The organism is Nocardia sp. CA-128927 (assembly GCF_050955855.1).
Taxonomy (GTDB): Bacteria; Actinomycetota; Actinomycetes; order Mycobacteriales; family Mycobacteriaceae; genus Nocardia.
The window spans coordinates 957964-971928 of sequence record NZ_CP192087.1 but is presented as its reverse complement, the minus strand read 5'-3'; the positions used below and the strand labels follow the sequence as shown (position 1 = coordinate 971928).

The window sequence follows — 13965 nt, the reverse complement described above, 5'->3', positions numbered from 1 at the left end:
CCCCGGTCGCTGTGCTGGCTCCATCTGGCCCTGTCACTCCTTGGTCGCCGCCGTGTCCGGCGGATCGAGACTGCTCGATCCAGCGTATCGCATTGAGATAGGGTTGCCTTACCTATGTTCACCGAGCCGAGCTCGGGTTAGCCGTGAGGTAGACCGTGACTTCGACATCCACCCCGCATCGCGACGGTTACGTGCCCTTTCCCACCGAAGTCGGCGCGGCCTATCGAGCGGCCGGTTACTGGTCCGGGCGTGGGCTGGGTGATCTGCTGCGGGAGGCGGCGCAGCGGCATCCGCACCGGCCTGCGCTGCTCGAGGCCGGGGGCGCGCGCAGTTATGCGTGGCTGGACACGGAGGCCGATCGGATGGCGCACGGGCTGCTCGCGCTCGGGATCGCGCCGGGCGACCGCGTGGTGGTGCAGCTGCCGAACGTGCCGGAGTTTCTGACCGTGCTGTTCGGACTACTGCGGGCCGGGATCATTCCGGTGCTGACGCTGCCCGCGCACCGGCGGGCCGAAATCGAGCATCTGGCGGCGCTTTCCGAGGCCGTCGCCTACATCGTCGTCGACCGGCTCGGCGATTTCGACTACCGCGAACTGGCCGCGACCGTGCAGTCGGCGGTGCCGTCGCTGCGGCACATACTGGTGCTCGGCGAGCCCGGATTCGGCATCGACTTGAATTCGGTACCGCGCGAGGGTGGTTCGCTCCCGGCGATCGACCCGAGCGATATCGCGTTGATGCTGGTCTCCGGCGGTACCACGGGCCTGCCGAAGCTGATCGCCCGCACGCACGACGACTACGCCTACAACGCCACCGCGAGCGCCGAGGTGTGCGCACTCACCGAGGACGACGTCTACCTCGCGACTTTGCCCGCAGCGCACAACTTTCCGCTGGCCTGCCCGGGCATCCTCGGCACGGTGAGCGTCGGCGGCGCGGTCGCCTTCGTCACCGATCCGAGTCCGGAGAGCGCCTTCGCCGCCATCGAACGGCATCGGGTGACGGTCACCGCCGTCGTCCCGCCGCTGGCCCAGCTGTGGTGTGCCGCAACCGAATGGGAGGCGGCCGACCTGAGCTCGCTGCGACTGCTCCAGGTCGGCGGCGCCCGGCTGGCCGAGGTCAATGCCCGCGAGGTGACACCCGCACTCGGCGCCACCTTGCAGCAGGTGTTCGGCATGGCCGAGGGACTGCTCAACTACACCCGACTCGACGATGCGGCCGAACTGCTGCACACCACGCAGGGCCGGGCGCTGTCCCCCGCCGACGAGATCAGGGTGGTGGACGCGGACGGCAACGAGGTCGCACCGGGCGCCGAGGGCGAGCTGCTCACCAAGGGCCCGTACACCATTCGCGGCTACTACCGCGCGCCCGAACACAACGCCCGCGCCTTCACCCCCGACGGCTACTACCGCAGCGGCGATCTGGTGCGCAAGCTGCCGAGCGGACACCTCGTGGTCTCCGGCCGGATCAAGGACGTGATCAATCGCGGCGGCGAGAACATCTCCTGCGACGAGCTCGAGGAGCATCTGCTCGCCCATCCGGCCGTCCGGCACGCCGCGGCGGTCGGACTGCCCGACTCGTCGCTCGGCGAGAAGGTCTGCGCCGTACTGGTTGTCGATGGCGAGATGCCGACGCTTGCCGAGATCAAGACCTTTCTCGCGGCCCGCGGCCTGGCGACGTACAAGCTGCCCGATGTGCTGCGCCGCGCGGACCGGCTGCCGATCACGGCCGTCGGGAAGATCGACAAGAAGGCGCTGCGGACCGCTGAGAGCTGATCCGCGGACTGCCCTGCACGGGAAAAGCAACGGGCAGCGCACCTTTCGATGCGCTGCCCGCCGGCCGATCCACTCCGCTTACTGCGCGGGCACCACGTAAGGCGCGATGCTGCCGAGCTTCTCGCAGGTCTCTTCGAATTCCCGCTCCGGCAGGGACTGCGCGACAATGCCCGCACCCGCGCGCAACCAGGCACCCTCCGTCGTCTGATAGATCGCGCGCAGCACGAGGGTCGCCTCCAGTGCGCCGCTCGACGAAACCGTCACCACCGCACCGGAATACAGCCCACGCGGATCATGGTCCAGCCGGAATACCGAATCGATGCCCGCCCGCTTGGGAATCCCGGACGCGGTGACCGAGGGGAACAGCACCTCGAGCGCCTCCCAGCTGGACCGTTCGGCTGCCAGCGTGCCGCACACGGTGGAGGACAGATGCTGCACGCTGCCGCGCTCACGCACCGCCATGAAATCGGTGACCGCGACGGTGCCCGGATCGGCCACCGCGGCCATCTCCGCGAACGAGGTCTGCACCGAAATCGCGTGCTCCACGATCTCTTTGGGGTCGGCGAGCAGGTCGGCGCGCGCGGCCGCGTCGATTTCCGCGCCACGACCGAAGGCCCGGGTGCCCGCGACCGGCTCGGTGGTCACCAAACGGTTCTCGTCGACCGAGGCCACCAGCTCCGGGCTGAACCCGGCCGCCTCGAGCCCGCCGAGCCGCAGCAGGAACGAGCGGGCGGGCGTGTTGTGCGCGCGCCCGAGCCGATAGGTCGCCGGGATGTCCACCACGAACGGCAGATCGACCTTCCGCGACAGGATGACCTTCTGATAGCGGTTCGCCTGGATCTCGCCGACCGCTTCGGCCACCCGGCCCGCGTAGCCGGTCGGATCGAGCCGGACGTCCGTCGGATGCGGCCGCGGCAGTTCGGTTTCCTGCGATTCGGTGATCAGATCGTGGATGTCGCCGGTCTCCGCCGGGGTGGCGCCGGCCACCCGAATGCCGAACTCACCGATCCGCACCTCGATGCGCGGAATCATCAACTGCACCAAGGTGGTCCGTGGATCCAGGTGCGCGGTCGCTTCGTATGCCCAAGCGCAGAACTCGAATCCGATCCAGCCGTAGGCATTCCGGCCGTCGAGCAGCAACGCGCCGAGCGCCCGATCGACGACACCGGCCGGGCGGCCTTCCCACTTGGTGGCGGTGGTCTGCCCATCCCAGGTGACCCGCAGCTCTTCGACATCGAGTTCGATGCCGCCGATCGGATCGGCCGCGAATACCCACTCACCCGGCCGTTCGTACATCACGTACTCACCGAACCGATCGGCCCCCGCCAGCCGGGACATCGCTGCCGCCGGATCGGTCACATACTCCACCCGCAAGCGTTCGTCCGTGGTCGACAACGATCCTCCAAAGTTCCAACTGGCCTTACTTTGGAGGTAAGGTTAGCATTACCTGATTAGCTTGACCCTGTGCCCGCAACCACACCTATCGACCATCGCAGGGTCACTTCGTCGCGACTTGAACGGTCATTTCGCCGGGACCGCCAGAGCCGAACGCTCGACACTCAGCAAACTCTCCGCGCCGTGTTCCGCGTGGTACGCGGCCGCGCCACCGCGCAGCTTGAACAGCCGCTTCGAGTAGAGCAGCCAGACCACCGCGGCGATATTGACCAGCAGCGCGCCGATCCGCAGCGCGGTTACCTTCTCGGTCAACTCGTAGATCTCCAGCGGCAGAAAGAGACTCGTCGCGACGACCGCGAAGTACTCACCCCAGCGCTTCATCAACCACAGGCCGAGCGCCTCGATCCCTTGCAGCCCCGCGTAAACGAAGATGCCGACCGCCACCCACAGCAGCGTCGTATTCGACAGCGAGAAGGCCTGATCGATCAGGTGCACGACCTTCGATCGGTCGATATCCCAGCCGAGTTGGTCGGCCAGCGGACGCAACAGCGGCAGATCCCGGTCGAACGCGGCCCGCATGGTCTCCCGCGACGTCCGGAACTTCAGCACCCCGAACGCCGCGACAACCAGCACCAACCCGCGCAGCAACCGCTCGATCGCCAAGGCGCGCATCAGCCAGCGGTCCCGCAGCAGTCGCCCGCGCGGCACCTCCGGCGCGTGGTCGGCCGGACCCGAGCCGACCGGGTCGCCCGGCACGAAGGTCCCGCAGCGCAGGCAGCGCCAGGCCACCCCCGCCACGGTGTCGACCCGCAGCCGGTCGGCCAGGTCCGTCTCATCCGGTGCGTAGGTGTAATGGCCGTGCCAGCCACACGCGCGTAGGGCCCAATCCATATGCGCAGCGTAATTCGCCATGCCGACGGAACGCGGGATCATGGCCGCGCGTTCAACTTGCAGGCCCGAGTGCCTGCGGGAAAACAGTCCGAGGGGATTCAATGGGGAGATCGTCAGTCGGAGGGACAAGGTCATGATCGAGCACCGTGGCGGATCGCCCGCGGATATCGAGCGCGCGACGGCACCGGGGTCGGTGGTGGCGCTGGTCGACGCGGCGTCCGCGGTGGAGCGCGAACTCATCGGCACCTGGTTGACCGAGGGCGGGATCGCCAAGGAGTTCGGCACCGACGCCCCGATCACCCAGCTGGATCTGGACGCGGGCGCCGTCGCCTCCCGGCTGGTCGGACGGCACGACGATCCGCTCGTTGTCCCGGTGCGCGTGCTCTGGCGGCCGCCGGAGCGCGACGGCGTCCGCCGGATCACCTTCGCGGACATGGCGTTGCTGACCAACCCGCGCAAGCCGAATCGGCTCGCGCAGCGCAAGCTGGTCGGTCAGCCGAACCGGCACGTGGTGCTCACAGGGCAGCCCGCGCTGCTCAGCGAGTTGCGCACGAACAACCCGGAAGCCGCCGCGCTGGTCAACAAAGGCACGGCCGAGCCGTTCGCCCGTGCCATCGTGCGCGCCGCGGTGGTGGCGCTGGAGCGGGCCGAACGCACCATCATCGGCGACCGCTACAAGGTGCCCCGGCTGGTGGCCGAGGAGATCCTCGACTCCCCCGACTTCGTGCGCAGGCTCGAGCTCATCGCCGACCAGATCGGCGCCAGCCCACACGAGGTGTATCGCCGCGCGGAGAAGGCGTTGAACGAACTCGTCGCCGCGCAAAGCAGATTGGTCTCCGACCTGTTCACCCAGGCGATGCGGCCGATCCACGCGTCGACCTGGAAGGTGGACTCCGACGATTCTGGACTGACCGCGCTGCGCGATCTCAACCGCCGCTATCCGCTGGTCTTCCTGCCCTCGCACCGCTCCTACGTCGACGCGTTCGTGCTCGGTGATGTGCTGGCCCGCAACGACTTCCCGCCGAACCACGTGATCGGCGGCGCGAACCTCAGCTTCTGGCCGATGGGGCCGATCGCCCGGCGCACCGGAACCGTGTTCATCCGGCGCAGTTTCGGCGACGACGAGGTGTACAAGGCGGTCGTCGAGGAGTACTTCGCCTACCTGCTGGCCAAGCGATTCAACCTGGAGTGGTACTTCGAAGGCGGCCGGTCGCGCACCGGCAAGCTGCGCCCGCCGCGCTACGGACTGCTGAATTACCTTGCGGCGGCGGTACGGGCGGACCGGGTCGAGGACGTCATGCTGGTGCCGGTGTCGATCACCTACGAGCGGCTCAACGAGCTCGGCGCCATCTCGACCGAACAGGTCGGCGGCAAGAAGAAGCCGGAGGGGCTCGCCTGGCTCGCGCGTTATGTACGCAGCCAACAACATTCGGCCGGGCACGTGTATGTGCGCTTCGGCGAACCGCTTTCGGCCCGCGACCGGCTCACGGCGCACGGCGATCCGCTCACCACGCCGCCGTTGACCATCCCGCTGCACCGCACCGAGCCCGCGCCCGCCGGACTCACCGAGACCGGACAGGGCGAACCGGACGCACCCGATATCGCCGAGCTGGAGCGTAAGGCCGTGCAGCGGTTGGCGTTCGAGATCGCCGTCGGCATCAACGCGGTCACCCCGGTGACGGTCAACGCGCTGGTCACCCTCGCGCTGCTCGGCGTGCACGAGCGCGCCCTCACCCTCGGCGAGGTGCGCACGGTGCTCGCGCCGGTGCTCGGCTATATCGAGAAGCGCGATCTGCCGCACGGCGAGCTCGCGGCGTTGCGCGACGATCAGGGTCTCGCCGTTGTGCTGGAACAACTCTCGCTGGCCAAGGTGGTGACGGTGTATCGCGGCGGGCTGGAGCCGGTGTACTCGATCGAGGCGGGCGCGCACCTCGAGGCCGCGTTCTATCGCAACAGCGCGGTGCACTGGTTCGTCAACCGCGCCATCCTCGAACTGTCCATCCTGGCCGCGCTCGACAGCGACGGCGCCGACCAGCTGACCACCGGCTGGGACGAGGCGTTCCGGCTGCGCGACCTGCTGAAGTTCGAGTTCTTCTTCCCCGAACGGGCCGAGTTCGCCGAGCAGATGACGGCCGAGATGCTGCTGCTGGATCCGGAGTGGCACAGCCACACCCGCGACAACACCCTCGGCTCCGAAGTGATGGCCAAGCTCACCGGTTCCGGATTCATGATGGCGCACCGCGTACTTCGCTCGTTCTTCGACGCGCAACTGGTGGTGGCCGAGCGGCTCGCCGCCCGCGACCCCGAGACCGAACTCGACCGCAAGCAGTTCATCGCCGACTGCGTCGCGGTCGGCAAACAGATGATGCTGCAGCAGCGGTTGCACAGCCCTGAGTCGGTCTCCACCGAATTGTTCACCAGCGCACTGAAACTCGCCGACAACTACGGGCTACTCGAAAGGGTTTCCGATGACTCCGCCAAGCGCAGGGCCGAATTGACCGAGCGCCGAGTGGAATTCGCAGATCGGCTGCGCACCATCGGTGCCCGCATCTCGCAGGCCGCCGCGCTCGATCCGTCCAACCGGGAGACGCGGTGAGCGACGAGCTAGACGGCACGATCGCCGAGATCCGCTCCGGGCCACAGGGTGCGCAGGTCGCCGCGATCTTCGACTTCGGCGGTACCGTCGTCGACGGCTTTCCACGCCAGGGACCGTTTCGGCGATTGTTCCGCCGCCGCAGCACCGAGGAGGTCCTGCTGCGCGGCATCAGCAACGGCACGACCGACGGCGAGTACGGCCGGTTGCTGAACCAGCTCACCGAGGTGCTCGCGGGCAAACCGGAGGCGGACCTGGACGCGCTCGGCGAGCGGCTGTTCCGGCGCACGGTGTACGGGCACCTGCATTTCGAAGCGTGGCAACTGATTCGGACGCATCAGGCGGCCGGGCACACGGTGGTACTGGTCAGCTCGCTGACCCGCTTCCAGGTGGCGCCCGCGGCGGCCGAGCTCGGCATCGAGCACGTGCTGACCACCCCGATGGCGGTCCAAGACGGCATCCTCACCGGGCACCCGGATGGAAAGACGTTGTGGCGCAACGGCAAGGCCGAATCGGTCCGCGAATTCGCCATCGACCACGACCTGGATCTCGCCCGCAGCTACGCCTACGCCGACAGCACCGCCGATCTGCCGCTGCTGTCCCTGGTAGGCCATCCGGTGCCGGTGAACCCCGATGATCAGCTCACCGCCGTTGCCGCAGAACGCGATTGGCCGACGCTGCACTTCAGCCCGCGCCAGGGCGCGCGTCCGGTCGACTATGCCCGCACCACAGCGGGATTCGCCGGTCTGCTGGGTGGCGCGTTCTATGGTGTCGCCGCCAAGTGGCCGACCAGGGACCATCGGCAGATGGCCGACGGACTGCTGGAGCACGCTGCGGGTAATACGCTCAGCCTCTCCGGTGTGCGCCTGCGGGTGACGGGCACCGCGAACGCGCGCGCACCGAGGCCCGCGGTGTTCTTGTTCAACCACCAGAGCCAGTTCGACATCATCATCGTCCCCGAGGTGCTCCGCGGCGGGGTCACCGGCATCGGCAAGAAGGAACTGACCCGCAACCCGATCTTCGGCCCGCTGATGCGCTTCGTCGGCGTGACCTTCATCGATCGGTCGAGCACCGACAAGGCCAAGGCCGCGCTGGCCCCGGTGGTCGACACGCTGCGCGGTGGCCTATCGATCGCGGTCGCGCCCGAGGGCACTCGCTCCTACACGCCCGAAGTCGGACCGTTCAAGAAGGGCGCGTTCCACATCGCTATCCAGGCGGGCGTGCCGATCATCCCCATCGTGATCCGCAATGCGGGTGAAATCTGTTGGCGCAACTCGATGGTCGCGCGGCCGGGCACCGTGGACGTGGCGATCCTCGACCCCATCGATGTCAGCGCCTGGGATCCGAACGACATGGACGACAAGGTGGCCGCGGTTCGTCAGCTGTATCTGGACACGCTGCTGAACTGGCCGAAGCCCGACGCCTGAGCCGCGCGAACCCCGCGTTGCCACGCCGAATTCCGTTGCGGCGGTTTCCGGCTGGGTGACGCAGCCCACAGTCGCCGCGATTTGACCTCAACAATTGTTTGGGTTTCAAGATTGTTCTCAGTACCAAGCACATAGCTTCGGATGAGGGAGAACATCATGACCATCACACAAACCGCCGCACCCGCCCTGCATATCCCGGCCGTCAACCGGCCGACCGCCGTCATCGGCAGCGTGGTTGTCGCCGTCGCCGTCAACCTGGTCGTCTGGCTGCTCGGCGAGGCCGCGGGCGGCTCGTTCGAGGTGGTCGACAAGGGCGTCGCCGCGGCCGTCGGAGCGGGCGGGGTGATCGCCTCCTCCGGTGTGCCACTGCTCATCGGCATGACCCTCGCAGCGCTGGTGTCGTACTTCTGGGCCGGTGCGCTGCGGGTCGCCCAGGTCGTCGGCGCGGTCCTCGCCATCGCGACCATCAGCCTGACCGTCTCCGCCTCGTTCGACACCGCGACCACCATCGCGCTGTCGGTCATGCACGTGGGTGCTCGCGCCGGTGCTCGTCGTCGGCCTGGAAGCGATGCGCCGTGGACTGTCCGCCAACTGAACCCCGCGAACGACGCAGGGCCCCACATCCATTGCGGATGCGGGGCCCTGCTGATGTCAGTACTAGACCGAGCGGCCGAACAGCAGCTTCCACGGCATGAGCGCCGACTCCAGCTGCACCTTCAGACTCATCTTGGAGGCGCCGAGGGTGCGCTCCTCGAAACGGATCGGCACCTCGGCGATCTCGATGCCCTTCTTGACCGTCCGGTAGTTCATCTCGACCTGGAACGAGTAGCCGTTGCTACGGATCGAGGCGACATTGATGGCACGCAGCGTGTCCGCCTTCCACGCTTTGAAACCGGCGGTGGCGTCTTTCACGCCCAGCCGCAGGATCAGGTTCACGTAGAAGTTGGCCCACGCGGACAGCGCCTTGCGGTGCCACTTCCATTCGTCGGCGGTGGAGCCACCCGGCACATAGCGCGAACCGAGCACCACACCGGCGTCGGTCGTCGTCAGCTTCTCCAGCATCGCCGGAATCACCTCCGCCGGATGCGAAAGGTCGGCGTCCATCTGGATGACCACGTCGGCGCCTTCGTCCAGCGCCCGGGTGATCCCCGCGATGTAGGCCCGCCCGAGCCCGTCCTTCTCGGTCCGGTGCAGCACGCCGACCACGTTCGGCAGCTCCGCGGCCAGCTTGTCGGCGACGTCACCGGTACCGTCCGGCGAACTGTCGTCGACCACGAGCACGTGCAGGTCGGGCACCGGCAGCGCGGTCAGCCGCTCCACCGCAACCGGCAGATTCTCCCGCTCGTTGTAGGTCGGCACAACAACGGTAACCCTCAAGGGTCGCCCTCCCTGCTGATCCTGGTCCAGCTCGCAGCCCACGTCAGGACCACCGAGCATTAGTTTGAGTTCTGAGAAACCGTACTTGATCGCTCTGAACAACGCCTGAGTGGATCTACCTGGTCACCGATACCGCGCACGCATCGTCGCGCGTCACAAGATCACTTTCGCCACGTGGTTTCCGCCCGGTGCCGACCACCGCGCCCACCGCCGCGACCAGATCACTTGCCGCACAGCGGACTACCCGCCCGCAGTCACTACAGCGTCAATCCGCGTCCCTGGCGTCGGCCTGCGCATTGCGCGCCTTGACGATCTCCAACGCACGTTCCGCGGTCGCCTGATCCGGATACGGCCCCATCCGATCCTGGAACCAGCACTGCCGCCCCTTCTCGGCCCGCTTGTGCTTCAAGCAGTAATACCAGCGCTCAGCCATACCCCCCAGCATTCCACCGCCACCGCCCCCACAACCCCATTTCCAAGATCACCGGCCGGGTCGTCCGCCGTGTTTGGCACACCACGGAGCGGTCTACTCGCGATTCGCCGCAGCCATGTGCCACTCACGGACCGGATCACCAGAGGTGGCGGGAGTGGATGAGTGCGTCGGCACGGGAACTGTGCCGAAGAGCACGAAAAGGGCCCGCGATGCAGACGGAACGTATCGAGTGAGCACCCGCACGATCAAGCGGTGGACCCGTCGGGCCCTGCGCCTCCACCGAACGGGACATGACGGCGGCGCTACTCGCACTTTGCCGCCGTCATGTCCCGTTCGTGGTGGATCAGTCGGTGGGCGGGCCGGATTGGGGGCCGACGAGGGGTTCGAAGGTCGCGGCGTAGGTGTCGAAGCGCGATTTCCAGTCGCCGGGCTCGATTCCGGCGATGCGGTCGAGGCACTCGTCCCAACCGGCGGCGTTGCGGGCCGCCGCATCCGCGGGCAGCTCATCGGTCAAGACCAGGTGCGTCCCACTCCCGTCCGGCGTCAATTCGAACTGCAACCGTTCTTCGCCCCAACTGAACGCCAAGAGCTTCGGCTCGTCGACGGCGAATACCTCACCGGTGAGCGTCATTCCGCTCATCTCGGTGCCGAAGTCGAATGCGATCGCCGCCCCGACCTCCCACACACCGCCGACCACCTCCACGTCGCACGGGAACCAGGCCCGCAGCTGTTCCCGCTCGGTGATCGCCTGCCACACCACCGCCGGCGGGTCCGCCAACTTTCGTTCCAGCCGTACCGCCGGCCGCGCCCCATCGGTACGAAGCTCTGCCTGAGTCATTCCTGCCTCCGTCGCTCGAGATGTTCTTCCAGTAGATCGAGATGCCTGTTCCACAGCTCGCGATACGGCGCCAACCAATCGTCCACCTGCACAAGCGGTTCCGTCCTGATCCGATACAGCCGCCGCTGCGCATCGACCCGAACCTCAACCAGCCCCGCTTCCTTCAACACCCGAAGATGCTTGGAAACCGCAGGCTGACTGATCCCCAACCGCCCCACCAACTCCCCAACAGGCCGCTCCCCCTCCCGCAAAACCTCCAGAATCGCCAACCTGCTCGGCTCCCCCAACACCTGAAAAACGCTAGCCGTGGTCACCCGCCCGATAATTCCACTCCAGTTATATAACTGTCAAGGCATATTCAAGGCGGCAGTACGCCGACCATCAGGTAGTCGATGGAGTCGGCGCAGACCCGCACCGCGCTTGTCAGGTCAGGGCTCGACCTGCGCTATACGCCGCAGAGTGGGACCAGAACGCCAGAAGGGCAGTGGATTCCCCGGATGGGTCAAGGCATGCCGCACGATCTTTATCCCGCTGTCGATAGCGAACTTTCGCATCGGCAAAGCCCGCTGGGTGCGCCGGACAAGGTCACGGGAGAGCCCGGACCGCAGCAGTCCCGCAGAGCATTCGATCCAGTCGGCGCGACGGATACCTTCGACCAGCCATGCCGCCTCACCACGGTAGGGCCGGATCCGGTGATGCAAAGTCATCGCCAGCGCGATCTCGCGATACCACTCCGGACGCCCGTAAGCAGCCAGCCAGGCACGCATCGGTTCCAGATCCAGATCGAGATAGTCCACAGTACGAAGCGCAGCGATGTCATGGAATGCCGCGGCAATCGCGATCCGTTCGTCAACCTCAACCCCCGGAGCCGTCAGCTCCCGAGCAAACAAAAACACCCGCTGCGCGTGGTTTCGATACCCCGCCCACCCCTCGTCATCCCCACACGACCAATCCTCGCGATGTTCGGCAAGGATCTCGTCGATCAAGCCACTAGTCATCAGCTCAGACATGGCCCAATCCTGCCCTGGCCGAACTGCTCTCCCATGCAACCGCGCCAAGCAGGACGCGGAGTAGCGCTCGAGGGATGGTCCGGGACGAAGCCCACCGACCGGGCATGGACTGAGTCCGCAGCTCACCTACCCGACGCGACCACAGTCTGGGGTCAGGGGGACAAAGCCCCGACGAGCGGGGCGCGGGAGGGCGGCATACGACGGAGGGGGTCCGGGGGCGAAGCCCGCCGGGCGGGGCGTGGGGGTTGCACCCCCACAAGAAACGAACGAAACGAGCCCGGCACGCGCTTTCTGCGTGCAGGGCTCGCCTACGAGTGGAGTGGCCAGGGCCGGGATCGAACCGGCGACCTTCCGCTTTTCAGGCGGACGCTCGTACCAACTGAGCTACCTGGCCGCAGGCACCCGAGTTGAATGCCATACGCGAAACGCCGGATTGCTCCGGCGCCTCACTTGCGACCCTGACGGGACTCGAACCCGCGACCTCCGCCGTGACAGGGCGGCGCGCTAACCAACTGCGCCACAGGGCCTTGCTTACTACCAACGGTCCGAAGACCGTACCCCCTACGGGATTCGAACCCGCGCTACCGCCTTGAAAGGGCGGCGTCCTAGGCCGCTAGACGAAGGGGGCTCGCCTCCGGATTTCTCCGGAACCGGCTTCAACGGCTGTCCGTTGGGAGCCCGGTTAGCTTATGACAGACCGGACTCGATTCCCAAATCGGCTGTTCAGAGTCCCAAACTGAGCTCTTCGAGGCGTGCGTGGGCGCGCCAGCCGTCGTTGCGGAACTTCTCGGCCCACTCGGGGGTGGCCATGGATTCGACGACCACCTCGAGTGCTTCCTCGAAGCGGGCGCGCAGGTCGATGGCGCTGCCTTGCGCGTCGACCATGTAGCGCTGGCCGGCCAGCGCGGCGGTCAGCGTGCGGGTGAACCGGTCCGCGTCCGCGTTGGCACGCAGCTGGCCCTGGTCGATGGCGCGGACCGTGAGCGCGCGGGTGGCGCGCCCGAGTATTCGGCCGCCACCGGTTTGCACGTCCCGATAGAAGTCGGGTTCGATGATCAACCGGTATTCGGCCTGCACGATGATGTCGTGCTCGAGCCGTAATGCCATCTCGTCGATCATGCCGTGCATGACGTCCAGTGGTCCGAGATCCGTTCGGCCGAGCCAACGCTCGGCCGATGCGCGATAGCGTTCGACCGCCGTCTCCAGTACGGCGCGCGCGAGATCTTCCTTGGAATCGAAATGGAAGTACATGGCGCCCTTGGTGGCACGCGACCCTTCCAATATGCGGTTGAGCGATGCAGCGGCATAGCCGCTCTTCCCGAACTCAACGGCGGCGGACCTGATAATCGCCGCACGTGTCCGGCGGGCCCGCTCTTGCTGCCGTGCCATGCTCGAAACGCCTCCGAAGCCTACTCGCCGCCAATCAGCCACCCCCAAAGGAACGGGCCCTTGGCGCGAAGTTATGAGTTTTATCAATACTTCAAACCGGGTTTTCGCCCAGTTTCAAACTTTCGGTACGAAAACTTGCGAAAAACCTGAAACACACCAGCTGGTATAGTTTTCCTGCCCGGGTGCGCCGCAGGGGGTGCGCACCCGGGTATTTCTTCGTCTCGGATCTGCCTCCTGCGGCGTTGTCTTCAGGGAAGCCACGATCGGCCGGACCGGTCGCGACACGTTCGGGCACATCAACGATAAGCCGAATTCAGAATCACCGAACCAGTCGGCGATTCTTACTGAATTCATCAAGTCGTCACCGTACCCGGAAACCCCATCCGACACGCGGCAAACCGACGAGTCAGGTAACTGACCGGCCCGGTTTACTGTTACAGCAAACATCGCGCAACCAAACTTCCCTCGGTACCCGTTCCCCCAATTCGACAGCGGCCCAGCAACGTTCACCCGACAAGACCGGACGACCGGAACGCCGGCCGGCGGCAGCGAGCCTGCCCGCTCACCCACCCGCACGTGCACCCGAGCTCAGGCCACCCACCCCCGCAAATCCAAAGACATTGCTACCCAACATGATTGGATGGTAGCCAATTCTCGGCGCAATGAACAAAGTTGGGTACCAAATGTTTACCGGCAAGATCGTGAGCCACACATCGCGCGTTACTAGGCGCGACAACAAGTCTCGGCGTCAGATTGCCACCACTCGCCGACCGTCGCGATCCGAGGCACAGCCGACCCGCGACACTGCCCGCTCCCCCATTTGGGCCATCGCGCCGCGCCCAC

Annotated in this window: 11 protein-coding genes, 3 tRNA genes and 1 pseudogene; 4 read left to right on the top strand and 11 right to left on the bottom strand. The window is 66.6% G+C overall.

Annotation, left to right across the window (positions count from 1 at the left end):
- The first annotated feature begins 155 nt into the window (after window positions 1-155).
- Window positions 156-1769 (top strand): (2,3-dihydroxybenzoyl)adenylate synthase, encoded by a 1614-nt coding sequence (locus tag ACQPW1_RS04755; protein ID WP_433661545.1) that lies wholly within the window; start codon window positions 156-158, stop codon window positions 1767-1769.
- Between the two features lie 78 nt (window positions 1770-1847).
- Here the strand turns inward: ACQPW1_RS04755 and ACQPW1_RS04750 are convergent, their stop codons facing one another.
- Both ACQPW1_RS04750 and ACQPW1_RS04745 read right to left on the bottom strand, forming a co-directional pair.
- Window positions 1848-3164: a salicylate synthase gene (locus ACQPW1_RS04750; protein ID WP_433661544.1), complete on the bottom strand. Its 1317-nt coding sequence runs from the start codon at window positions 3162-3164 to the stop codon at window positions 1848-1850.
- 126 nt (window positions 3165-3290) lie between these two features.
- Complete coding sequence (locus ACQPW1_RS04745; RefSeq protein WP_433665143.1) at window positions 3291-4055, bottom strand: DUF2127 domain-containing protein; 765 nt, start codon at window positions 4053-4055, stop codon at window positions 3291-3293.
- A gap of 133 nt (window positions 4056-4188) precedes the next feature.
- Here ACQPW1_RS04745 and ACQPW1_RS04740 point away from each other — a divergent pair, with 133 nt between their 5' ends.
- From ACQPW1_RS04740 to ACQPW1_RS04730, 3 genes and pseudogenes are all read left to right on the top strand, one after another.
- Window positions 4189-6651, top strand: a complete 2463-nt coding sequence (locus ACQPW1_RS04740) for a glycerol-3-phosphate 1-O-acyltransferase (RefSeq protein WP_433661543.1) — start codon at window positions 4189-4191, stop codon at window positions 6649-6651.
- Complete coding sequence (locus tag ACQPW1_RS04735) at window positions 6648-8075, top strand: HAD-IB family hydrolase (protein ID WP_433661542.1); 1428 nt, start codon at window positions 6648-6650, stop codon at window positions 8073-8075. Before ACQPW1_RS04740 ends, ACQPW1_RS04735 begins: the two co-directional genes overlap by 4 nt.
- Before the next feature lie 141 nt (window positions 8076-8216).
- Window positions 8217-8546, top strand: a pseudogene (locus ACQPW1_RS04730) (DUF6069 family protein); the annotation flags it as partial.
- A gap of 186 nt (window positions 8547-8732) precedes the next feature.
- On the opposite strand, the gene ACQPW1_RS04725 reads toward ACQPW1_RS04730, so the two are convergent.
- The 9 genes from ACQPW1_RS04725 to ACQPW1_RS04685 form a co-directional block, all read right to left on the bottom strand.
- On the bottom strand, window positions 8733-9434 hold the full coding sequence (locus ACQPW1_RS04725; RefSeq protein ID WP_433665142.1) for a polyprenol monophosphomannose synthase: 702 nt from the start codon (window positions 9432-9434) through the stop codon (window positions 8733-8735).
- A gap of 283 nt (window positions 9435-9717) precedes the next feature.
- Window positions 9718-9885: a hypothetical protein gene (locus ACQPW1_RS04720; RefSeq protein WP_433661541.1), complete on the bottom strand. Its 168-nt coding sequence runs from the start codon at window positions 9883-9885 to the stop codon at window positions 9718-9720.
- A gap of 343 nt (window positions 9886-10228) precedes the next feature.
- Window positions 10229-10723 (bottom strand): SRPBCC domain-containing protein, encoded by a 495-nt coding sequence (locus ACQPW1_RS04715; protein ID WP_433661540.1) that lies wholly within the window; start codon window positions 10721-10723, stop codon window positions 10229-10231.
- The gene (locus tag ACQPW1_RS04710) at window positions 10720-11037 is read right to left on the bottom strand and encodes an ArsR/SmtB family transcription factor (protein WP_433661539.1); all 318 of its coding nucleotides are present in this window, start codon (window positions 11035-11037) and stop codon (window positions 10720-10722) included. Before ACQPW1_RS04710 ends, ACQPW1_RS04715 begins: the two co-directional genes overlap by 4 nt.
- 114 nt (window positions 11038-11151) lie before the next feature.
- Entirely contained in the window at window positions 11152-11733 is a 582-nt protein-coding gene (locus tag ACQPW1_RS04705) for an HD family phosphohydrolase (protein ID WP_433661538.1), read from the bottom strand.
- Between the two features lie 320 nt (window positions 11734-12053).
- A tRNA-Phe gene (locus ACQPW1_RS04700) sits at window positions 12054-12127 on the bottom strand.
- Window positions 12128-12186: 59 nt separating this feature from the next.
- Window positions 12187-12260 (bottom strand) — tRNA-Asp (locus ACQPW1_RS04695).
- 28 nt (window positions 12261-12288) lie between these two features.
- Window positions 12289-12361: transfer RNA gene (locus ACQPW1_RS04690), tRNA-Glu, on the bottom strand.
- Window positions 12362-12456: 95 nt separating this feature from the next.
- Window positions 12457-13122 carry a TetR family transcriptional regulator gene (locus ACQPW1_RS04685; RefSeq protein WP_433661537.1) on the bottom strand — a complete coding sequence of 222 codons (666 nt, stop codon included), beginning with the start codon at window positions 13120-13122 and terminating at the stop codon, window positions 12457-12459.
- Window positions 13123-13965: the final 843 nt, after the last annotated feature.